Here is a 20,382-nt window from a genome sequence, read left to right as displayed (position 1 = left end):
ACCGTGATAATCGAACGGGGGAAAGCGTGATCGCGGCATCAGATCACCTTGGGAGTGTCAAATCATGAAACGACTCATTGCACGCTTTATCAAAGATGAGCGCGGGGCGACGGCTATTGAATATGGGCTGATCGTGGGGCTCGTCGCTTTAGCTATTACCGTTGGCGCCGGAAAGCTTGGCACTGAGCTCGACGCGAGCTTTGAGCGGCTCTCCGTCAAGGTCAAGGGCTGGTTCACTACATAATGAGAAACCGGCTTCTCCAACGAGACTAGTGTGATTGCCGCGCTCCTCTGCGCGGCGACCCTCTACACAGACTTCGCTTACCGGCGGGTTCCGAACCTCCTGCTGGCGATCGCCGTGCTGGCCCTCGGGCTGGCGCTGGTTGCCGGACAGGCCGCGGAGCCGCCGCTGGCCGCGCGCCTGATCGGCGCGGGGCTGGGTCTTGCCGTCACCTTGCCGGTCTACGCCCTCGGGCGCATGGCCGCGGGCGACGTCAAGTTCCTGACGGTGGCGGGGTTGTTCACCGGTCCGCAAGGGCTGGTGGTGGCATGGGTCGTCGGCAGCCTGCTCGGGCTGGTGCACGCGCTGCTGGCGCTGGCACTGGCACGCCGCACGCCGGCCGCGGATCACGCTTTGCATTCCCAGGACCCAACACTTCCTACGGCGCAGTTTTCGCTGGCGCGCGGCATCCCGTATGCGGCGTACCTGGCCGTGGGCGTGCTGGCCTGGATGGCTGCGGGCCGATAGCCGGAAAGGCTTGACGCCAGCAGGCCGCGCCGCCGGTCGGCGCGGCAGGACACCAAGAGACCGGGGTTTCGGATGTTGCTGCACGCAAGGGTCAACAGGACAATCAGCCGGCGCCGCCACGGTGCCGGCAGCGCCGCGATCGAGTTCGCGATCGTGGCGCCGGTGCTGATCACCATCGTGATCGGCATCGTCTATTACGGCGTGATGCTGGCGCTGCAGCAGGTGCTGACGCTGGCCGCCGAAGAAGGCGCGCGCGCCGCGCTGCGCTATCCCGCAGGAGTTTCCGGCACCGGCCTCGCGGCTACGCAGCAGGCCCGTGTCAATGCCGCCGCCGCGATGGCGCGCGGCACCCTTCCCGCATCCCTGCGTGACCTGATTCCCGCCGCCGGCGTTGCCGCGGCGGTGCCATGCGCGACCGGCTCGACCGACGTCTGCGTACAGGTCACGCTGTCCCTGCCCACGACCAGCATCATGCCCGCGGTACCGATGGTGCCGCTGCCGGCGGCGCTGTCGGGCTCCGCCATGGTCCAGCTCTCTCCTGACATCTGATGCGCATGACCAACCGCCCCATGCCCGAACCAAGGATTTCCGCATGACCAGCAAGCAGATCCGATTACTGGCCATAGTGCTGCTTGGCCTGGCCATGCTGCTGGCGCTGCTGGCGTGGCAGGTGGGACGCCAGCCGGCCCAGCCCGCGGCATCGGCGGGCGCGAGGCCGCTGCATCCGGTGGTGGTGACCACGCGCCCGGCCGAAGCCGGCAAGCCGCTCGATGCCGACGCGCTCAAGGTCGAGATGCTGCCGATCGATCCCGCCGGCGCCTACCGCGAGGTGGCGCGCGTGACCGGGCAGGTGCCGCTGGTGGCGCTCGGCGCCAACGTGCCGGTGCTGGAAAGCCAGTTGCTGTCCGGCCTGGCCGCGCAAGTGCCGGATGGCGAGCGCGCAGTCGCGGTGTCGGTCGATGAAGTCATCGGCGTCGGCAACCAGGTGCAGCCGGGCGACTATGTCGATGTGTTCCTGGTGCTGCGGCGCGACCAGCAGGAAATCCCCGACAGCCAGGCGCGCATGCTGCTGTCGCGCCTGCGTGTGCTGGCCTATGGCGTGGCCTCGGTCAACCGGCCGCACGCGGCCAAGCCGGAACAGATGATGGCGCGCCAGGAAGGCGCCAAGACCGCGGTGCTGTCGGTGCCGCTGGAACAGGTCAGCCGGCTGGCGATGGCGCAGCACTCCGGGCGCCTGATGCTGGCGCTGCGCAATCCGCAGGATGAGGCCATGCCGAGCGACGGCATGTTTGCCGAGCCTCCGCCCGCGCTGGCCGCACGCGCCGGCGTGCCCGCCGATGCACCGCGCGCCGCCACCGACAAGGCCACGGCCGGCGTGCTGTTGTCCGGACTGGCCGCCACCAACGGCGCGCCAGCTGCGCGCGCACCGGCGGCAGCGCCGGCGCCGCGGCCGCTGCAGGTCGCAGTGCCACCGGCGCCGGCACAACTGAGAGAACGCGCTGGCGTGGAAGTGATCCGCGCCGGCAAGCGCGACATCGAATAAGAACGTGGGCGCCCATCGCATGCCAATCCAGAACACATCCGCCCATGCCGTGACGCTGCGCCGCCGGCTGATGCAGCTCACGCTTGCCGCCATGCTGGCCACCACCGCATGGTGCGCGCTGGCGCCCCGTGCGCAGGCGCAGGACGCCGCCACCGCGCGGCAGTTGCGCCTGATGGCCGGCGCACAGAAAGAGCTGCGCAGCGCGCAGCCGGTGGAGCGCGTCGCCGTGGGCAACCCCGCGGTCGCCGATGCGCTGATCCTGCGCACCCGCGGCGCGCCCAGCGTGCTGCTGGTGGCCAAGCAGCCCGGCGTGACCGACGTGATGGTGTGGACCCGCGGCGGCGCCGAGCCGCAGACCTACAGCGTGCAGGTGGATGCCATCGCGCCCGATGCCAACGGCGCGCAGCTGGGCTACTCGGCAGCCGGCGCCACCATCACCGGGCAGTCGCCCGACGCCTATGGCGCCGCGCGCGCGCAAGCTGCGGCGCGCGCGGCCACGGCCGGCAGGACCGACGGCAAGCCGGGCCTGGTGGTGGACCGTTCCACCGTGCCGCTGTCCGGCACCGTGCAGGTCGATGTCAAGGTGGTGGAAATCAGCAAGACCGTGCTCAAGGAAGTCGGCATCAACTTCTTCCGCAACAACTCGGGCTTTGCCTTCGGAACGTTTTCGCCGTCGACGCTGAACAAGTTCACCTTCACGCCGGGCAGCGGCGGCGCGCCCGGCAGCTTCAGCGCCGACATTGCGCAGCCGATGAGCAATGCCTTCAACCTGGTGGCCGCGTCGCTCACGCACGGCATCTTCGCCAACATCAGCCTGCTCGAGGCCAACGGCCTGGCGCGCGTGCTGGCCGAGCCCAGCCTGGTGGCGCTGTCGGGCCAGAGCGCCAGCTTCCTGGCCGGCGGCGAGATCCCGATCCCGGTGCCGCAGGCGCTGGGCACCACCACGATCCAGTTCAAGCCGTTCGGCATCGGGCTGACGGTGTCGCCCACGGTGCTGTCGGCCGACCGCATTGCGCTCAAGGTGGCGCCCGAGGCGAGCGATCTGGACCCGTCGCGCGGCATCTCGATCAACGGCGCGGTGGTGCCGGCCATCGTCACGCGGCGCGCCGACACCACGGTCGAGCTGGGCGACGGCGAGAGCTTCGTGATCGGCGGGCTGGTCAGCCGCAACACCGTCAGCAACGTCAACAAGGTGCCGGTGCTGGGCGACCTGCCGGTGATCGGCGTGTTCTTCAAGAACCTGAACTTCCACCAGGAAGACCGCGAGCTGATGATCGTCGTCACGCCGCGCCTGGTGAAGCCGATGGCCAGGAACTCGCCGGCGGCGCAGGCCGTCGGCGCCGACGGCCGGACCAGTGCCAGCCCCAATGTGTGGGGGTGGTACATGCTGGGTGAATACGCGGACCCGACTTTGCCGGGTTTCTCGAAATAGCCGCCGGCCATGCCGGCTGGCATGGCCAACAGCTTTGAGGCGGAGAGATGGATTATTTTCTGTTGCACGCAACGCAGGGCGAAGTCAGGGACTGGCTGGGCCGGGTCATTGGCGCGCTGGGCACGCTGGTGGCCGATGGCGGCGCCCAGGAAGGCTTTATCGAGCGCGTCTCCGAGCTGCGCCCGGGCCTGGTGTTCCTGCATTTTTCGGAGGAACTCGCGGCGCCGTCGGCGCGGCTGGCCGAGCAGCTGCAGCGGCTGTTCCCCGGCCTGCCGCTGGTGGCCGTGGGCCAGGCCGGCGAGCCCGGCGTGATGCTGGCCGCGCTGCGCGCAGGCGTAAAGGACTTCATCGATCTGCGCGATGCGCCGGCCGAGGCCGAGGCCGTGGTCAAGCGCCTGGCCGTGCCGAGCGAACAGGTGCGCCCGGCCGAGGCCGCGCGCCAGGGCAGGATCGTGGCGCTGCTCGGTGCGCGCGCGGGCGTGGGCGTGACCAGCCTGGCGGTGAACCTGGCCGCGGCGGCGCGACGCCACCTGCCGCGCCACGCCAAGACCGATGCCCGCGCCGAAGTGCTGCTGACCGACCTGGGCCTGCCGGCGCGCGACGGCGCGCTCTACCTGAACCTGAGCCCGGGCTTCCATTTCGTCGAGGCGGTGCGCAACCTGCGCCGCTTCGACCAGGTCTTCGTGCAGACCGCGCTGACGCGCCACGCCAACGGCGTGTGCGTGCTGCCGCTGCCGGCCGCGCTGAGCGAGCTGCGCGACATCTCGTACGCCGATGCGATCGGCCTGCTCGAGCGCCTGCGCGCGTTCTTCGACCTGCAGATCGTCGACCTGGGCGGTTTCGGCAATGCCGAATTCACCGCGCAGATCGTCAAGGCGGCCGACAGCGTGGTGCTGGTGGCGGACCAGAGCGTGGGCGCGATCGTCTCCGCGGCGGAGCTGGTGCATGAACTGCGCGCGCGCGAGGTGGAGCGCGACGACCTGCACCTGCTGGTGTCGCGCTTCGATGCGCGGCTGGGCGTGGATGCCGCGCAGATCGCGCGGCGCGTGGGCGTGGAGTCGGTGGCGACGCTGCCGGACAGCCGCGAGGCGTTGGTGCTGGCGATGAACCGCGGCGCGGTGCTGGCCGACGATGACCCGCACTGCCCCTATGTGCGCGCGCTGGCCGAGCTGCTGGGTCGGCTGGGCTATCGCACCGCCGCCGCCCGGGACACCACGCTGCTGGCGCGGATCAAGGACAAACTGCCCGGCGCGCTGCGCTCGGCGCTGGTAGCGCGCGGCGTGCGCGCGGCACGCACTGGAAGCTGACATGACGCAAGCGATCGAATTCTCGGACAACGCCCCCGCACCGTTCCCGGTGTCGCAGGAGTTCCACAACATCAAGGAAGCCGCGCACGAGCACCTGCTGACGCGCATCGAAGAGCTGGGCGCCGAGTTCGGGCGCTGGTCGCGCACCGCGATCCAGCGCTTTGTCGACCTCGAGCTCGAGAGCTTTACGCGGCTGCGGCGCATTCCCATCAACGAGGCCGAGCTGCGCCAGATTGCCGAGGCGCTGACCAAGGAGCTGGCCGGCTTCGGCCCGATCGAGGACCTGCTCAACGATCCCGCGGTCGAAGACATCCTGGTCAACGGCCACCTCGACGTGTACGTGTCGCGCCATGGCGTGCTCGAGCGCATCCCGGTGCGCTTTGCCGACAGCGGCCACCTGCTGCGCATCGTGCGCCGCATCCTGGCGCCGATCGGCCGGCGCCTGGACGAGTCCAACCCGATGGTCGACGCGCGCCTGCCCGACGGCGGCCGCATCAACGTGGTGATCCCGCCGCTGGCACTGGAAGGCCCGGTGGTGTCGATCCGCAAGTTCCGCAAGGACCCGATGACGCCCGCCGACCTGCAGGCGCTGGGCACCATGAGCCCCGAGATCTGCGACCTGCTGCAGGCCGCGGTGCAGGCGCGTTGCAATATCCTGGTGAGCGGCGGCACCAGCTCCGGCAAGACCTCGCTGCTCAATGCGCTGGCCACCTTCGTGCCGCCCACCGAGCGCGTCATCACCATCGAGGATACCGCCGAGCTGGCGCTGAACCACCCGCATGTGGTGCGGCTGGAAAGCCGCCCTGGCGGCTTCGAGGGCACCGGCGTGGTGTCGATCCGCGACCTGCTGCGCAACAGCCTGCGCATGCGCCCGGACCGCATCATCGTCGGCGAAGTGCGCGGCGGCGAGGTGCTGGAGATGCTGCAGGCCATGAGCACCGGCCACGACGGCTCGATGGGCACCATCCACGCCAGCAGCCCGCGCGAGTGCCTGTACCGGCTGGAGATGCTGGCCGGCTTCGCCGGCTTCCAGGGCAGCGAGATGAGCCTGCGCCGCCAGATCGCCAACGCGATCGACTTCATCGTGCAGATCGCGCGGCTGTCCAACGGCAAGCGCCGCATCGTGTCGATCACCGAGGTCACCGGCCTGGGCGACAACATCATCTCGACCCAGGAGCTGTACCGGCACGAGCCGTTCGTGAACCCCGACGGCACCGAGACCGACCGCTGGCTGTCGCTGGGCCTGCTGCCGCATTCGCCCAAGCTGGCACGCATGCGTGGCCCGGGCTTCATGCTGGACGACCGCTTCGATGTCTAGCGCCACGCTGCTGCTTGCCGCGCTCGCCCTGGTCATCACCGGGCTGGGGCTGCTGCTGCTCGCCGGCGCGCAGGCACGCGCGCGCCGCGAACAGCAGCAGGCCTTCCTGCAGGCGCAGACCGAGCAGGTGCGGATGCGCTACACGCAGGCGCCGGACCCGTCGCTGCAGCTGCCCGCGCGCGACCTGCGCCGCCGCTGGGACGACTTCCTGCGCCGCGCCGACCTGGCGCCGACGCGCCGCACCGCGCTGGTCTGGCTGTCTCCGCTGGTGCTGTGCACGCTGGCCGGCGCGGCCGCGGGGCAATGGCTGGGCGCGGTGTCGGCGCTGGTGGTGGCGCTGGCGGTGACGGCGTGCGCGGCCTGGCACCGGGTGCGTCGGCTGCACAAGAAGCTGCTGTCGCAATTGCCCGGCTTCCTCGATGGCGTGGTGCGGCTGATGACCATCGGCAGCAGCGTGCCCGCCGCATTCCAGAATTCCATCGCCAATACCGAGGCGCCGCTGCGCCAGTGCCTGGTGCAGGCGGTGCACCTGCAGCGCGCCGGCAAGGAGCTGGACCAGGCGGTGCTGCAGGTGGGGCGCGCCTACAAGGTCGAGGAACTGGTGCTGGTGGCTTCCGTGCTGCGCCTGTCGGTGCGCTACGGCGGCCGCGCCGACGTGGTGATGGAGCGCACCGCCGCCTTCATGCGCGACCGCGAGCAGGCGCAGCGCGAGCTGATGGCGCTGTCGGCCGAGACCCGGCTGTCGGCATGGGTGCTGGGCCTGCTGCCGCTGGTGGTGGCCGGCGGCCTGTTCACGCTGAATGCGGGCTACATCCTGATGATGTGGAAAGACCCCACCGGCAAGACCATGCTGCTGTCGGCCGCGGCGCTGGAAGTCGCCGGCGCGCTGATGCTGTACCGGCTGGCCAAGTCGATCTGAAGGCAACCATGACATCGCCACCATGGACCGCCTGACGCTGATCTCGCTGAGCCTGCTGCTCGCCGCATGCGGCGTCGGCGTACTGGCGTTGCCGCTGCTGCGCGACTGGCGCCAGCGCCGGCTGTCGGCACGCACCATCGACGCCGCGCTGGCGCGCCAGCAGCGCACGACGGAAGTGGCGCAGGCAGCCAGGGCCGCGCCCGCTGCCGCGCCGGGCGTGCCCGGTACGCCGGGTGCGCGCCCCGCGAGCAACGCTGCGGCCGGCGCGGCAACGTCAGGCGTCGCCACCGCGCTCGGCGCCCAGCTGGGTGCGCGCGTGGGCGAGCGCTTCGATGCCCACTGGCTGGAATCGCGCCTCGGCCGCGCGGTGGTGACGCCGGAAGACCAGCAGTTGCTCGAGCAATGCGGCTGGTATGGCGTGCAGGCGCGCGTGGTGTTCGGCGTGCTGCGGCTGGGCCTGCCGCTGGCCTTGTCGGTGCTGGCGATGCTGTGGCATCTCGGCGCCAGTGCCTTCATGGTGATGGCATGGGGCTTCGGCACCTTCGCCGTGGCCTACCTGGCGCCCAAGTGGTTCCTGCGCAGGCGCGCCGCCGCGCGCCTGCGCCTGGTCGACGACGAGCTGCCGGTGCTGATCGACATGCTGCGGCTGCTGCAGGGCGTGGGCTTGTCGATCGACCAGAGCCTGCAGGTGATCGTGGCCGAGTTCGGCAGCATGCTGCGCGTGCTCGGGCCGGAGCTGGCGCGCGCCAACCAGCAGTTCGCGTCGGGCCGCTCGCGCGAGCAGACGCTGCTGCGCATTGGCCGGCTGTTCGACAGCGAAGACCTGAAGAGCCTGATCACGCTGCTGACGCAGGTCGACAAGCATGGCGGCGCGGTGCAGGAGCCGCTGCGCCAGTTCGGGCTGCGCCTGCAGGAGGCGCGCAAGTCGCGCATGAAGGACGAGATCGGCCGCCTCACGGTCAAGATGACCGCGGTGATGGTGGTCAGCCTGTTGCCGGTGCTGCTGATCCTGACCGCGGGCCCCGGCTTTCTCGGGGTGATCCGCATGCTGGCAAACATGGGAGGAACGCGATGATGGGTTTCATGGCGCACGCAGCCGCGGTGGCGACGGGCCGGATCCGGGCCGCGGCCGCGTGCGCGCTGGTGGCCGCACTGTCGGGCTGCGCCGCCGGCAACAATGGCGCCTCGGCCATGCGCGAGCAGGCCGAGGCCCAGGTGGAACTGGCCAAGCTGCGCGACAAGACCGCGCGCGCGGAATACAGCGAGCAGGCGGTCTACCTGGGCCTGATCCGCAAGATGCAGCAGGACGGGCTCTACTTTGCCTCGCTCGCGCATATCGAGGTCTATGTGCAGCGCTTCGGCGCCGGCCCCGAGATCCAGGTCATGCGCGCCGATGCCTTGCGCGAAACCGGGCAGGACCAGGCCGCGATCGAGGCGTACCAGACGCTGGCCGCCACCGCGAAGGGCGCGGAGGCCGCGCATGCGCACCACGGCCTTGGCCTGCTGGCGGGGCGCCAGGATGACTTTGCGCGCGCGGTCACGGAACTGCGCGCCGCCGCCGCGCTGGACCCGGTCAACGCGCGCATCGCCAGCGACCTGGGCTATGCGCTGATGCGCGCCGGCGCGCTGCAGGACGCGCGCGTGCCGGTGATGCAGGCGCTCGAACTGGACGCGCGCAATCCGCGCGTGATCAGCAATGCCGTGGTGTGGCTGATGGCCGATGGCAAGCGCGCCCAGGCCAACGCCATGATGCAGAAGGCCGCATTGCCCGAGCCCACCCGCAGCGCGATCCGCAAGGAAGCCGACCGCATTGCCCGCGCCGCCTCGGCGCGTGACCGCGCTACGGCGCGCCAGGGCCAGAAACCGATCTCCGCGCCCGCTGCCGCCGTGGCGGTCGTGGCCAAGCCAATCGCCATCGCCGCGCAAACCGGCGCTACACCATGACAGCCAAGCTACTTGTTGCGATCCCAAAGCGCGCCGCATGCGTGGCGCTCGGCCTGTGTGCGCTGGCCCCGCTCGCGCACGCACAAGGCGACGCTGCGATGCCGGACGCGGTCGCCGCATCCGCCGGCATGCCGGCGGCGCGGGCCGCGCAGCGCGAGATCGGCGCCGACACGCGCGCGATCCTGGCGATCCAGCGCGAGGGCACGCAGGCCGGGCCGATGCTGCCGATGCACGGCGAGCAGGCCGCGCTGGGCTATGAGCGCTACCTGAACAGCTTCCGCTTTGCGCTGCCCGAGTTTTACACGGGCCAGGCCAACGCCAGTACCGCGCGCGCCGGCTCGGCCGGGCAGACGCTGGGCGGCAAATGAGCCTGCGCCAGCCGCCGGTGCACCGCACCCGTCGAACCGCGCGCGGCGCCGTCAGCGTGATGGCGGCGCTGCTGCTCGCCACCGTGGCGATCGCCGCGCTGGTGTCGATCGACGTCGGCCATGTGTTCATGCGCCAGCGGCAGCTGCAGAACATGGTGGACCTGGCGGCGATGTCGGCGGCGCAGCAGCTCAAGCGGGCGGATAGTCCAACCACGGCTACCCCCGACCAGACGCAACTGAACAATGCAGTACTCGGTACCGTTGCCAACATCAGTGCGAAGAACGGATACCCCTCGGGCAGCGCGTTGGGTTGCAGCGAAGCCACGGGTGGCAAGGCCGATGCAATGACGGCTTGCCTGGGCATGTGGGATCCGGCTGCCAATGCCGCACCTCGTTATTTCACTGCGACCTACGCCCCCGAAAAAGAGTCGCCCAACGCTGTGCGGGTGCAGGCTACACAGACGGTGCCAATATTGTTTGTGTTACCAGGCGGTGCCGGGCGACAGTTGTATGCCGAAGCCGTCGCCAGTGGCAGCCCGCCGGTGGCCTCATTTACGCTCGGCTCCGGTGTGCTGACTGCCGACACGGCGAAGAGCCTGCTGGCCCCACTGTTAGGCAATGCCCTAGCTGCAAGTATCGATTGGAATGGGTTGCTGAATACGACGGTGACGGTAGACCAATTGCGGCTCCAGGCTAAGGCTGGCACCGTTCAGGGTCTGCTTGGCATGACCATGGCATTGGGTGATTTTTATGCCTTGGTTCTTGACGCAGCGAGCCGGAATCGAGTCCTGGACGCGTGGGTGCAAGGTGTGCCGGCGGCGCTCGGCGTTTCTGCTGCCACGGCGACTGTGAGGCTTAACCAGCTGCTTGACTTGGATCTTCTAGCGCCGACGGGTTCATCCGCCGCGCAAGTCGGTCTGAATGTGGCACAGCTGATTCTTGCGGGCGCACAAGTTGCCAGTGCAAATGCCGCACTATCTGCCGCGGTGCCCATACCGGCGTTACCGCTCGGGCTGGGCGGCGCCACGGCCAGCCTGAAGGTAATCTCGCCGCCCGTGACCGCGGTTGGGCCTGCACGACAGCTTTCCGACGGATCCTGGCAAACGTCTGCACAAACCTCGCAAGTCAGCCTGAAGGTGAGTGCGGAGATCAATGTCGGAGCGCTTGCGCCGCTAGCCAATATCAAGCTGACCTTGCCCTTGCATATCAGCGTAGGCAAAGCGCGAGCCAATCTGAAAGCGTTGCAGTGCGCTGCCAGGCCCGAGGACCGCCTGGCAATCCTGGAGGTCAAGCCCAGCGTGCTCACCGTTTGCCTGACCGATCAATGCACCGCTTCCAAGGTTTCTATCGGTCATGCCTCGGCGCTGACCTTACCGTTGCTCGACCTCGTCGTCGTTGATGATCCCCAGACGCGCAGTATTGGCCAGGAAGTAAAGGATGTTGCACTGGCGCCAGGCGGACACAAACCGCTGCAGTCGGACACGCCGCTCACGGGAATACTAACGCAGGTGCTGGCACTGAAAGTCGCTCCAGAGGTAATGGGGATGCAAGTGTTGCCGACGATGGACTTCAGTGCGATTCTCCTGCCCGTCATCGCTCCGCTAGACACGCTGCTGACTTCGTTGTTGTTGAGCCTCGGCATCCAGCTCGGCACCGCCGACCTCTGGCTCCACAGCATCGATTGCAACAACGCTGAACTGGTGTACTGAGCCATGATCGCGCCAAACCGCCTGATGGCAGAAACAGAATGAAGACAGACCGCTGGGCCTACGAAAACCTTGAAGTGTACGTGTGGGAAGGCAAGTACGAGATTGCCGACCGCGTCACGCGTTTCCTCGCGCCGCTGGGCGTGGACGTGATTCGGGCCGGCGCGCTCGAGGCCTTGCCGGCCGAGCCGCGCCTGAAGCCGTGCATCGCGGTGATCAGCGTGTCGGTGATCGGCGCCGCGCGCTTTTCGCTGGACTGGGAGGCCGCGCATGGCATGCCGGTGATCTGGGTGGCGGGACCGGGGCGCGAGACCGATCCCGGACGCTTCCCGCCGGAGTACGCGCATATCCTGGCGGATGACTTTACCGGCGCCGACCTGCGCAGCCAGATCGGCAAGCTGCTGCCGCAGCTGCTCGCGGCCGACGCGCCAGGCGAGCGCGAGGCTGACCTGGTGGCTGGCTCCGCGGCGATGCGCCAGCTGCTGCAGCATGTGGAAACCTTTGCCGACTTCGGCAGCAACGTGATGCTGTACGGCGAAACCGGTGCCGGCAAGGAGCGCATCGCGCGCCTGTTCCATGAGCGCAACAGCACCTACGGCAAGGGCCCGTTCGTCGCGGTCAACTGCGGCGCGATTCCCGACGGACTGTTCGAGTCACAGTTCTTCGGCCACGCCAAGGGCGCGTTCACGGGCGCTTCGTTCGCGCATCGCGGGTATTTCGAGCAGGCCAACGGCGGCACGCTGTTTCTCGATGAAATCGGCGACCTGCCGCTGTTCCAGCAGGTCAAGCTGCTGCGCGTGCTGGAAGAGAACGTGATCACCCGGCTGGGCTCGACGCTGGCGGTCAAGCTGGATTTCCGGCTGGTCGCGGCGACCAACAAGGACTTGCGCGACGCGGTGCGGCAGGGGCGCTTCCGCGCCGACCTGTTCTTCCGCCTGGCGGTGATCGAGATGCGCATTCCCAGCCTGGAAGAGCGTGGTCCGGCCGACAAGGTGGCGCTGCTGCAGTCGTTCCTGCGCCATATGTTGGGCGCGTCCGGTTATGACGCGTTGCCGCCGATGCCGGACTGGCTCAAGGGCGCGGTCGGCACCGCCTACTTCACCGGCAACGTGCGCGAGCTGCGCAACCTCGCCGAGCGCGTCGGCATCACCGTGCAGCAGACCGGGCATTGGGACGAGGAGCGGATCCGGCCGCTGTTCCGCGCGCTGCATCCGGGCGCGTTCGATGGCGGCGAGCGCGCCGACCTGCGCGGCGACATGGAAGAACGCCGCCGCATCCTGGCCGCGCTCGACGCCAACGGCTGGCGGCGGCAGGACACGGCGGCCAGCCTGGGCATCAGCCGCAAGGTGCTGTGGGAAAAAATGCGCAAATACCAGATCGCCGACAGCGAGGCCGAGCCGGTCTGAGCGCCATCGTTATCAGGGCCGTGCCCGCCTGAACCGGTGCTGGACCGGCGCCGGGGCTGCGACGCATTATGATGCGGGTTTCGCCGATTCTCCAACGGACCCCGGATTGCGTTTCCTCCACACCGCCGACTGGCATCTTGGCCGCCTCTTCCATGCGCGCAGCCTGCTGGAAGACCAGGCCCATCTCCTCGACCAGTTTGTCGCACTGGTCCGCACCGAGCGCCCGGATGCGGTGCTGATTGCCGGCGACGTCTATGACCGCGCCGTGCCGCCGCCCGAGGCGGTGGCCTTGCTCGACGACGTGCTCGGCCGCATCGTGGTCGACGCCGGCGTGCCGGTGGTGATGATCGCCGGCAACCACGACAGCGCGCAGCGGCTGGAATTCGGCGCACGCCTGATGCGCGCGCAGGGGCTGCACGTGGCCGGCCGCACGCTGCCCGAGGCCAGTTGCGTGCACCTGCACGATGCCCACGGCGAAGTCCGCGTCTATGCGCTGCCGTATGCCGAGCCCGCGGTGGTGCGCGATGCGATCGGCGCCGACATGCCATCGCATGAAGCCGCCTTGCGCGCGCAGCTCGATGCCATCCGCGCGGTGCATCCGCCGGGCGTGCGCGCGGTGGTGGTGGGCCATGCCTTCGTGGTGGGCGGCGCGGCCAGCGAATCCGAACGGCCGCTGTCGGTCGGTGGCAGCGGCGCCGTGGCCGCGGAGCTGTTCGCCGGCTTCGACCTGGTCGCGCTGGGCCACCTGCACCGGCCCCAGACGCTGGGCGGCGGACGCATCTACTATGCGGGCTCGCTGCTGAAATACTCGCTGTCGGAATGCGCGCACCAGAAGTCGGTGTCGTGCATCGAACTGGATGCGGACGGGGCCGTCACCATCACGCCGTTGACGCTGCAGCCGCTGCGCGACGTGCGCGTGCTCGAGGGCGAACTGGCACAGTTGCTGGCCGCCGGCGCCGACGACCCGCAATGCGACGACTACATCCACGCGCGCCTCACGGATACCGGCGCGCTGCTGGATCCGATGGCGCGGCTGCGCCAGGTCTATCCCAACGCGCTGGCGATCGAGCGCACGGTGCTGGCGCGCAGTGGCATCGCGTCCGAGGCGGGCCGCAAGCTGCGGCAACTGGGCACGGGCGAGCTGTTCGCCAGCTTCTTCCGCGAAGTGGCCGATGCCGAGCTGGACCCGGACCAGCGCGCCGCGCTCGACCAGGTGCTGGCCGGCATCGCCGCGGCCGAGCGGGAGTCGGCATGAGACCGCTGCATCTGACGCTGCAGGCGTTCGGCCCCTTTGCCGCGACCGAGGCGATCGACTTCACGCGGCTGGGCGAGCAGGCCTTCGTGCTGATCCATGGCCCCACCGGCGCGGGCAAGACCACGCTGCTCGATGCCATCTGCTTCGCGCTGTATGGCGATACCTCCGGCGGCGAGCGCAGCGCGCAGGCCATGCGCAGCGCCAATGCCGCCGCGGGTTTGCGCACCGAGGTGACGCTGGAATTCAGCCTTGGCGCGCAGCGCTGGCGCGTGGTGCGCTCGCCCATGCAGGACCGGCCCAAACAGCGCGGCGAGGGCTGGGTGACCGAGCCTGCCAGGGCGCAGCTGGATCTGCACGACGGCGATGGCTGGGTCAGCAAGGCCAGCCAGCCGGGCAAGGTCACCGATGCCGTGCGTGACCTGCTGGGGTTCGACAGCGCGCAGTTCCGGCAGGTGATCGTGTTGCCGCAGGGGCGCTTCCGCGAACTGCTGACCGCCAGCTCGCAGGCGCGGCAGGCGATCCTGGAGCGGCTGTTCCGCACCGAGCTGTACCGCCGCGTGGAAGAGCTGCTGAAGACCGAGGCCGCGGGCATCCGGCGCGGCGCCGAGCGCATCGCCATCCAGCGCGAGGAAGCGTTGCGGCAGGCCGGGGTGGAGTCGGCACAAGCGTTGTCGGACAGCATCGCGACCATGCAGGCCGAACTGCAGGCGCTGCAAGGCCAGGAGCAAGGCGCACGCGCCGCGCAAGCCGCCGCGCAGGCGGCGCTGGCGGCCGGCGAGCAGGTGGCGGCGCGCTTGCAGGAGCGCGCGCAGGCGCAGGCCGCCCATGCCGCGCTGCTGGCGCGGCAGGCCGCCATGGATGACCAGCGCAGCCGCTTGCATGCGGCCCAGCGCGCCGCGCGCGTGATGCCGGTGGTGCTGGCCGCACAGGCCGCGCAGCGCGATCACAGCGCTGGTGCGGCGGCATTGGCGCAGGCGACCGAGCACGCCGCGCATGCCGGGCAACGGGCCACGCTGGCTGCCGCGGCCTTGCAGGCGCAGGTGCAGCAGGCCGACGCACGCCAGGCCGCGCAGCGCCGCGTAGCGCAACTCGAGGCGATGCTGCCGCGCGCGCAGCGGATGGGTGCCTTGCATCGCGCGTTGCAGGAGGCCGAAGCCAGGCAGGCCGCCGCCGCCGCCGCGCGCGATCGCGCCGCGGCGCAGCTGGACACCAGCCGTGCTGCCGCGGTGGCCGCCGAATCGGCACTGGCGCAGGCGCAGCTCGCCGCGGCGCAGGCACAGACCACTGCCTTGCAGCTGGCCGCGCTGCAGGATCGCGCGCGGCAATTCGAACGGTACCGGCAAGCGGCGCGTTCGCTGGACGCCGCGAATACGCACGCCGCCGGGCATGTGCAAGCCGAACAGCAGGCGTTGCATCAGCGCGACCGCTGCCGCACCGCGCTGGCCGAAGCTGAAGCCGCGTGGCGCGCCGGCCAGGCCGCCCGCCTGGCGCAGAGCCTGGCGGCCGGCGATGCCTGCCCGGTCTGCGGCAGCACCGCGCATCCCGAGCCGGCCCGGCACGTGGCGCAGCCGCTGTCGGACGTGGCGCTGGAGGCCGCGCGTCACGCCCTGCTGGAAGCGGAAGCCGAAGCGGTGCGCTGTACCGCCCAGCACCAGGCCGCGCAGCTGGCGATCGCGCAGGCACGCGAGCGGGTGGAAGAACTGGCCGCGGAACTGGGCGATGCCAGCGAGGAGGCGGCCGCCAGCCTTAACGCCGAGATCCAGTCGCGGCAAGCGGCACTCGCGCAGCAGCGGCAGGCGTCGGCCAGCCTGGCGCAGCGCGAGGCCGCGATCGCGACCGCGCGCGCGGCGCGCGACAGCGCCGAAGCCGCGCACCGCGATGCCGTTGCGCTGGCCGATGCCGCCGCGCAGGCGCTGGCGCATCGCCGCGGCGAATGGCAAGCCGAAAGCGCGCAAATGCCTGAGGATTCGCGCGATCCGGTGGCCCTGGGCGAGGCACTGCGCCAGGCGCAGGTCGCGCTGGCCGGGCTTGAGCAAGCGCTGGCGACGGCGCAGGCGGCCGAGCGGCAGGCCGCTGCAGAAGCTGCCGCTGCGCAGGCCGCGCTGGTGTCGGCACGGCAGGCCCAGGCGCAGACCGCTGAACGCCTGGCCAACGCCGACGCGGCATTGGCGCAGGCGCTCGTCCAGCACGGTTTTGGCGATGCCCGCGCGCATGCCGAGGCGTGTCTCGATGACGACGCGATGCAGGCGCTCGACGCCACGCTGCGCACGTTCGACAGCCAACTGGCCGCCGCCGCGGACCGGCGCGAACGCGCCGAAGCTGCCGCGCAAGCGCTCGATGCGCCCGACCTCGACGGGCTGCGCGCAGCGCTGGGGGCTGCCGCGGCGAAGGTGGAGGACCTGGTGCGGCAACAGGCCGAGCGCGGCCGTTCGCGCGACGCGCTGGTGCAATGCCAGCAGCGGCTGCAGCAGCTGGACCAGGAAGGCCGCGACATCGAAGCCCGCTTTGCCGTGCTGGGCCGGCTGGCCGAAGTGGCCAACGGCAACAACCCGCGCCGCATGACGTTCCAGCGCTTCGTGCTGGCCACGCTGCTCGACGAGGTGCTGGAAGCCGCGTCCATGCGCCTGCTGGCGATGAGCCGCGGCCGTTATGTGCTGCAGCGCGTGCGCGAGCAGGCCGACCAGCGCAGCGCCGGCGGGCTCGATATCGAAGTGTTCGACCATGATACCGGCGCGGCGCGGCCGGCCAATACGCTCTCGGGCGGCGAAGGCTTTCTCGCGTCGCTATCGTTGGCGCTGGGCCTGGCCGACGTGGTGCAGTCGCGCTCGGGCGGCATCCAGCTCGACACGCTGTTCGTCGACGAAGGCTTCGGCACGCTCGATCCCGAAAGCCTGGACTTCGCCCTGCGCACCTTGCTCGACCTGCAGCAGGCCGGGCGCCTGGTCGGCATCATCTCGCACGTGACCGAGCTGCGCGAACGTATCGATGTACGGCTGGAAGTGCGCCCCGGCACGGGCGGCAGCCGCGTGCTGCTGACTGGTGTGCCGGTAGCGGCCTAGGCGGGGGCGGAAAGGGTCAGGCGACGACGGCCTGGCGGCAGCGGATCGCCATCACCTGCGCCTCGAAGGCGCGGGCGGCCGAGCGGGCCAGGCGGGCGCGGCGCGAAAGCGCCGGCGTGGCTTGCAGCGGGTGATTGTCCATCGCCCAGGCATGGCGGGTGACATGCAGGATGCGGGCGAGCGCTGCTGCATGGGGTGTGGAAGAAAACGGGACGTTGGCGGTGGCCATGATGACGGGCTCCTCGTTCTTGTGTGTTGCCAGGCAGGCCTGCTGAGCCGGGTGGTCCGGTGGCTGCTGTACGGCGCTGCCTTGTTCTGTTTCAACGATAGGCCTGGCCGGCATCGCGCCCTATCCCGTGCGAGCCGATTGTGATGTCGGCTCTGTCCTACACACGGGCTGTGCGCGTCACCCGTGCGCGGTGATCGCACAAACCGGTTGGCCGACCGCCCGGTCGGCTTGACCGTCGGCGACGCCGGGGTGTAATCTGTTCATTCTGCGAATTCAAGTTCGTATATCGAACATTTCGGTATATCCCGGTTTTTTCCCGGCTTGTCCGAAGGTTCGATCGACGAGTGCCTGGTCCACTTCAACCAAAGCAGAGCACGCGCAGACTGCTGGACTCGTTCACCGGGCAGGCCACGCCGCCCGCCGCAACGAACATCCTTCCGGCAGGATTACCGGAGACCGTCTTTCATGCGCCGCGGCTTGCGGCCCGCTCCGGTAGCCTGTCGGATCTTCCGACCTGGAACGCAAGTGATCAACAAGCTATACGACTCGGTGGAAGCGGCGGTTGCCGGCATCCACGACGGCGCCACCATCCTGACCGGCGGCTTCGGCCTGGCAGGCATGCCCGCGGAACTGATCGACGCGCTGATCGCGCAGGGCGCGCGCGACCTCACCATCGTCAACAACAACGCCGGCAACGGCGACACCGGGCTGGCCGCGCTGCTCAAGACCAGGCGCGTGCGCAAGATCATCTGCTCGTTCCCGCGCCAGGCGGATTCCTACGTGTTCGATTCGCTCTACCACGCCGGCGAGATCGAGCTGGAGCTGGTGCCGCAGGGCAACCTGGCCGAGCGCATCCGCGCCGCCGGCGCCGGCATCGGCGGCTTCTTCACCCGCACCGCCTACGGCACGCCGCTGGCCGAGGGCAAGGAAACCCGCATCATCGACGGCCAGGGCTATGTGTTCGAAACCCCGATCCACGCCGACTTTGCGCTGATCAAGGCCGACACCGCCGACCGCTGGGGCAACCTGACCTACCGCAAGACCGCGCGCAACTTCGGCCCGATCATGGCGATGGCCGCCAAATGCGCGATCGTGCAGGTCACCCGCGTGGTCGAGCTGGGCGAGATGGATCCCGAGCACATCGTCACGCCGGGCCTGTTCGTCAAGCGTGTCGTCAAGGTCGCCTGAGCGCGAATACAGGAGAAACAGCATGCAACGCCTGACCCGCGATCAGATGGCCGCCCGCGTGGCCAAAGACATTCCCGACGGTGCCGTGGTCAACCTCGGCATCGGCCTGCCCACCCTGGTCGGCAACCACCTGCCGGCGGACAAGGAAATCCTGCTGCACAGCGAGAACGGCCTGCTCGGCATGGGCCCGGCGCCCGCGCCCGGCGAGGAAGACGGCGACCTGATCAACGCCGGCAAGCAGCCGGTGACGATCAAGCCGGGTGGCTCGTACTTCCACCACGCCGATTCGTTCGCGATGATGCGTGGCGGCCATCTCGACTTCTGCGTGCTGGGCGCGTTCCAGGTGTCGCAGCAGGGCGACCTGGCCAACTGGCACACCGGCGCACCGGGCGCCATCCCCGCCGTGGGCGGCGCGATGGACCTGGCGATCGGCGCCAAGCAGGTGTTCGTGATGATGGAGCACCTGACCAAGCAGGGCGAAAGCAAGATCGTGGCGCAATGCACCTATCCGCTCACCGGCATCGGCTGCGTGACGCGCATCTACACTGACCTTGCCACGCTCGACGTCACCGCCGACGGCCTGGTTGCGCGCGACCTGGTGGAGGGCCTGAGCTTTGACGAACTGCAGCGCCTGACCGGCGTGCCCCTGAAGCAGGCCTGAGCGCCCGCATCGATATCCATCACAACGAGAGAGACGCACCATGACCGAAGCCTTTATCTGCGACGCCATCCGCACCCCCATCGGCCGCTACGGCGGCAGCCTGTCCGCGGTGCGCGCGGACGACCTCGGCGCGGTGCCGCTGAAGGCGCTGATGGCCCGCAATGCCAACGTCGACTGGAAGGCCATCGATGACGTGATCTACGGCAACGCCAACCAGGCCGGCGAAGACAACCGCAACGTGGCGCGCATGTCGTCGCTGCTGGCGGGCCTGCCGCAGGACGTGCCGGGCGCCACCATCAACCGCCTGTGCGGTTCCGGCATGGACGCCACCGGCACCGCCGCGCGCGCGATCAAGGCGGGCGAAGCCCACCTGATGATCGCCGGCGGCGTGGAAAGCATGAGCCGCGCCCCGTTCGTGATGGGCAAGGCCACCAGCGCGTTCTCGCGCGATGCGCAGATCTTCGATACCACCATCGGCTGGCGCTTCATCAATCCGGCGATGCGCGCCGCCTACGGCGTGGACTCGATGCCCGAGACCGCCGAGAACGTCGCCACCGACTACAAGATCAGCCGCGAAGACCAGGACCTGATGGCGCTGCGCAGCCAGGAAAAGGCCTCGCGCGCGCAGGCCGACGGCACGCTCGCGCAGGAAATCACCGCCGTCACGATCCCGCAGAAGAAGGGCGATGCCATCGTGGTCGAGCGCGACGAGCACCCGCGCGCCACCAGCATGGAAGCGCTGGCCAAGCTGCGCGGCGTGGTCCGTCCTGACGGCACCGTGACCGCCGGCAATGCCTCGGGCGTGAATGACGGCGCCTGCGCGCTGCTGCTGGCGAGCGAAGCCGGCATCAAGCAACACGGCCTGACCCCGCGCGCGCGCATCGTCGGCATGGCCACCGCCGGCGTGGCGCCGCGCGTGATGGGCATCGGCCCGGCGCCGGCGACGCAGAAGCTGCTCAAGCAACTCGGCATGACGCTGGACCAGATCGACGTGATCGAGCTGAACGAAGCGTTTGCCGCACAGGGCCTGGCCGTGCTGCGCGAACTCGGCGTTGCCGACGACGACCAGCGTGTCAACCCCAACGGCGGCGCGATCGCGCTGGGCCACCCGCTCGGCATGAGCGGCGCGCGCCTGGTGACCACCGCGATGTACCAGCTGCACCGCACCGGCGGCCGCTTCGCGCTGTGCACGATGTGCATCGGCGTGGGGCAGGGCATTGCGATGGTGATCGAGCGGGTTTGAGCGCGGCTGTCAGTACTACCGCTTGTTTGCTCCCTCTCCCGCTTGCGGGAGAGGGT

General features: G+C 69.7%; 19 protein-coding genes. 18 read left to right on the top strand and 1 reads right to left on the bottom strand.

The genetic code is table 11. From position 1 onward, the window contains the following. Window positions 1–64 precede the first annotated feature (64 nt). The 15 genes from LIN44_RS23000 to LIN44_RS22930 all read left to right on the top strand — a co-directional run bounded on the left by LIN44_RS23000 (window position 65) and on the right by LIN44_RS22930 (window position 17,005). Window positions 65–244, top strand: a complete 180-nt coding sequence (locus LIN44_RS23000) for a Flp family type IVb pilin (protein ID WP_115682200.1) — start codon at window positions 65–67, stop codon at window positions 242–244. Between the two features lie 30 nt (window positions 245–274). After that, the gene (locus tag LIN44_RS22995; RefSeq protein WP_227314584.1) at window positions 275–748 is read left to right on the top strand and encodes a prepilin peptidase; all 474 of its coding nucleotides are present in this window, start codon (window positions 275–277) and stop codon (window positions 746–748) included. 72 nt (window positions 749–820) lie between these two features. Beyond that, window positions 821–1,297, top strand: coding sequence for a TadE/TadG family type IV pilus assembly protein (locus tag LIN44_RS22990; protein ID WP_227314583.1), 477 nt, complete (start codon window positions 821–823; stop codon window positions 1,295–1,297). Between the two features lie 43 nt (window positions 1,298–1,340). Further along, window positions 1,341–2,291 (top strand): Flp pilus assembly protein CpaB, encoded by a 951-nt coding sequence (gene cpaB, locus LIN44_RS22985; protein ID WP_227314582.1) that lies wholly within the window; start codon window positions 1,341–1,343, stop codon window positions 2,289–2,291. 19 nt (window positions 2,292–2,310) lie between these two features. Next, entirely contained in the window at window positions 2,311–3,723 is a 1,413-nt protein-coding gene (locus LIN44_RS22980; protein WP_227314581.1) for a type II and III secretion system protein family protein, read from the top strand. A gap of 47 nt (window positions 3,724–3,770) precedes the next feature. After that, the gene (locus tag LIN44_RS22975) at window positions 3,771–5,030 is read left to right on the top strand and encodes a pilus assembly protein (protein ID WP_227314580.1); all 1,260 of its coding nucleotides are present in this window, start codon (window positions 3,771–3,773) and stop codon (window positions 5,028–5,030) included. Between the two features lies 1 nt (window position 5,031). Then, complete coding sequence (locus LIN44_RS22970; protein WP_012355050.1) at window positions 5,032–6,348, top strand: CpaF family protein; 1,317 nt, start codon at window positions 5,032–5,034, stop codon at window positions 6,346–6,348. Further along, complete coding sequence (locus tag LIN44_RS22965; RefSeq protein ID WP_227314579.1) at window positions 6,341–7,267, top strand: type II secretion system F family protein; 927 nt, start codon at window positions 6,341–6,343, stop codon at window positions 7,265–7,267. Before LIN44_RS22970 ends, LIN44_RS22965 begins: the two co-directional genes overlap by 8 nt. A 22-nt stretch (window positions 7,268–7,289) precedes the next feature. Next, a complete protein-coding gene (locus tag LIN44_RS22960; RefSeq protein WP_227314578.1) occupies window positions 7,290–8,342 on the top strand; it encodes a type II secretion system F family protein in 1,053 nt (350 codons plus the stop codon). 8 nt (window positions 8,343–8,350) lie between these two features. Next, on the top strand, window positions 8,351–9,211 hold the full coding sequence (locus LIN44_RS22955; protein ID WP_227314577.1) for a pilus assembly protein TadD: 861 nt from the start codon (window positions 8,351–8,353) through the stop codon (window positions 9,209–9,211). Next, entirely contained in the window at window positions 9,208–9,579 is a 372-nt protein-coding gene (locus LIN44_RS22950; protein ID WP_227314576.1) for a DUF3613 domain-containing protein, read from the top strand. Before LIN44_RS22955 ends, LIN44_RS22950 begins: the two co-directional genes overlap by 4 nt. Beyond that, window positions 9,576–11,288 carry a TadG family pilus assembly protein gene (locus LIN44_RS22945; protein ID WP_227314575.1) on the top strand — a complete coding sequence of 571 codons (1,713 nt, stop codon included), beginning with the start codon at window positions 9,576–9,578 and terminating at the stop codon, window positions 11,286–11,288. The genes LIN44_RS22950 and LIN44_RS22945 overlap by 4 nt, the downstream gene beginning before the upstream one ends. Window positions 11,289–11,326: 38 nt before the next feature. Further along, window positions 11,327–12,691: a sigma 54-interacting transcriptional regulator gene (locus tag LIN44_RS22940; RefSeq protein WP_227314574.1), complete on the top strand. Its 1,365-nt coding sequence runs from the start codon at window positions 11,327–11,329 to the stop codon at window positions 12,689–12,691. Between the two features lie 106 nt (window positions 12,692–12,797). Further along, window positions 12,798–13,946, top strand: a complete 1,149-nt coding sequence (locus LIN44_RS22935; protein WP_227314573.1) for an exonuclease SbcCD subunit D — start codon at window positions 12,798–12,800, stop codon at window positions 13,944–13,946. Then, window positions 13,943–17,005: an AAA family ATPase gene (locus tag LIN44_RS22930; RefSeq protein WP_227314572.1), complete on the top strand. Its 3,063-nt coding sequence runs from the start codon at window positions 13,943–13,945 to the stop codon at window positions 17,003–17,005. The genes LIN44_RS22935 and LIN44_RS22930 overlap by 4 nt, the downstream gene beginning before the upstream one ends. Before the next feature lie 16 nt (window positions 17,006–17,021). On the opposite strand, the gene LIN44_RS22925 is transcribed toward LIN44_RS22930, so the two are convergent. Further along, entirely contained in the window at window positions 17,022–17,234 is a 213-nt protein-coding gene (locus tag LIN44_RS22925) for a hypothetical protein (RefSeq protein WP_227314571.1), read from the bottom strand. Window positions 17,235–17,759: 525 nt separating this feature from the next. On the opposite strand from LIN44_RS22925, the gene LIN44_RS22920 reads away from it, so the two are divergent. From LIN44_RS22920 to pcaF, 3 genes are read left to right on the top strand one after another with little or no spacing between them, the layout of a single operon-like run. Continuing rightward, a complete protein-coding gene (locus LIN44_RS22920) occupies window positions 17,760–18,422 on the top strand; it encodes a 3-oxoacid CoA-transferase subunit A (protein WP_227314570.1) in 663 nt (220 codons plus the stop codon). Window positions 18,423–18,444: 22 nt separating this feature from the next. Beyond that, window positions 18,445–19,083 (top strand): CoA transferase subunit B, encoded by a 639-nt coding sequence (locus LIN44_RS22915; RefSeq protein WP_227314569.1) that lies wholly within the window; start codon window positions 18,445–18,447, stop codon window positions 19,081–19,083. Window positions 19,084–19,123: 40 nt separating this feature from the next. Further along, window positions 19,124–20,326, top strand: coding sequence for a 3-oxoadipyl-CoA thiolase (gene pcaF, locus LIN44_RS22910; RefSeq protein WP_227314568.1), 1,203 nt, complete (start codon window positions 19,124–19,126; stop codon window positions 20,324–20,326). Window positions 20,327–20,382 lie beyond the last annotated feature (56 nt).

Origin of the sequence: Cupriavidus sp. MP-37, assembly GCF_020618415.1 — a bacterium.
Classification (GTDB): domain Bacteria; phylum Pseudomonadota; class Gammaproteobacteria; order Burkholderiales; family Burkholderiaceae; genus Cupriavidus.
Note: the sequence above shows the minus strand (reverse complement) of the source record. Positions and strands in the feature narration are given on the sequence as shown.

What these genes read in the sequence shown, in the direction of transcription:
- LIN44_RS22930 (WP_227314572.1), top strand. Translation starts at nt 13,943, where the DNA reads ATGAGACCGCTGCATCTGACGCTGCAGGCGTTCGGCCCCTTTGCCGCG.
- cpaB (WP_227314582.1), top strand. Translation starts at nt 1,341, where the DNA reads ATGACCAGCAAGCAGATCCGATTACTGGCCATAGTGCTGCTTGGCCTG.
- LIN44_RS22925 (WP_227314571.1), bottom strand. Translation starts at nt 17,234, where the DNA reads ATGGCCACCGCCAACGTCCCGTTTTCTTCCACACCCCATGCAGCAGCG.
- LIN44_RS22950 (WP_227314576.1), top strand. Translation starts at nt 9,208, where the DNA reads ATGACAGCCAAGCTACTTGTTGCGATCCCAAAGCGCGCCGCATGCGTG.
- LIN44_RS22990 (WP_227314583.1), top strand. Translation starts at nt 821, where the DNA reads ATGTTGCTGCACGCAAGGGTCAACAGGACAATCAGCCGGCGCCGCCAC.
- LIN44_RS22970 (WP_012355050.1), top strand. Translation starts at nt 5,032, where the DNA reads ATGACGCAAGCGATCGAATTCTCGGACAACGCCCCCGCACCGTTCCCG.
- LIN44_RS22960 (WP_227314578.1), top strand. Translation starts at nt 7,290, where the DNA reads ATGGACCGCCTGACGCTGATCTCGCTGAGCCTGCTGCTCGCCGCATGC.
- LIN44_RS22955 (WP_227314577.1), top strand. Translation starts at nt 8,351, where the DNA reads ATGGCGCACGCAGCCGCGGTGGCGACGGGCCGGATCCGGGCCGCGGCC.
- LIN44_RS23000 (WP_115682200.1), top strand. Translation starts at nt 65, where the DNA reads ATGAAACGACTCATTGCACGCTTTATCAAAGATGAGCGCGGGGCGACG.
- LIN44_RS22980 (WP_227314581.1), top strand. Translation starts at nt 2,311, where the DNA reads ATGCCAATCCAGAACACATCCGCCCATGCCGTGACGCTGCGCCGCCGG.
- LIN44_RS22965 (WP_227314579.1), top strand. Translation starts at nt 6,341, where the DNA reads ATGTCTAGCGCCACGCTGCTGCTTGCCGCGCTCGCCCTGGTCATCACC.
- LIN44_RS22915 (WP_227314569.1), top strand. Translation starts at nt 18,445, where the DNA reads ATGCAACGCCTGACCCGCGATCAGATGGCCGCCCGCGTGGCCAAAGAC.
- LIN44_RS22940 (WP_227314574.1), top strand. Translation starts at nt 11,327, where the DNA reads ATGAAGACAGACCGCTGGGCCTACGAAAACCTTGAAGTGTACGTGTGG.
- pcaF (WP_227314568.1), top strand. Translation starts at nt 19,124, where the DNA reads ATGACCGAAGCCTTTATCTGCGACGCCATCCGCACCCCCATCGGCCGC.
- LIN44_RS22945 (WP_227314575.1), top strand. Translation starts at nt 9,576, where the DNA reads ATGAGCCTGCGCCAGCCGCCGGTGCACCGCACCCGTCGAACCGCGCGC.
- LIN44_RS22975 (WP_227314580.1), top strand. Translation starts at nt 3,771, where the DNA reads ATGGATTATTTTCTGTTGCACGCAACGCAGGGCGAAGTCAGGGACTGG.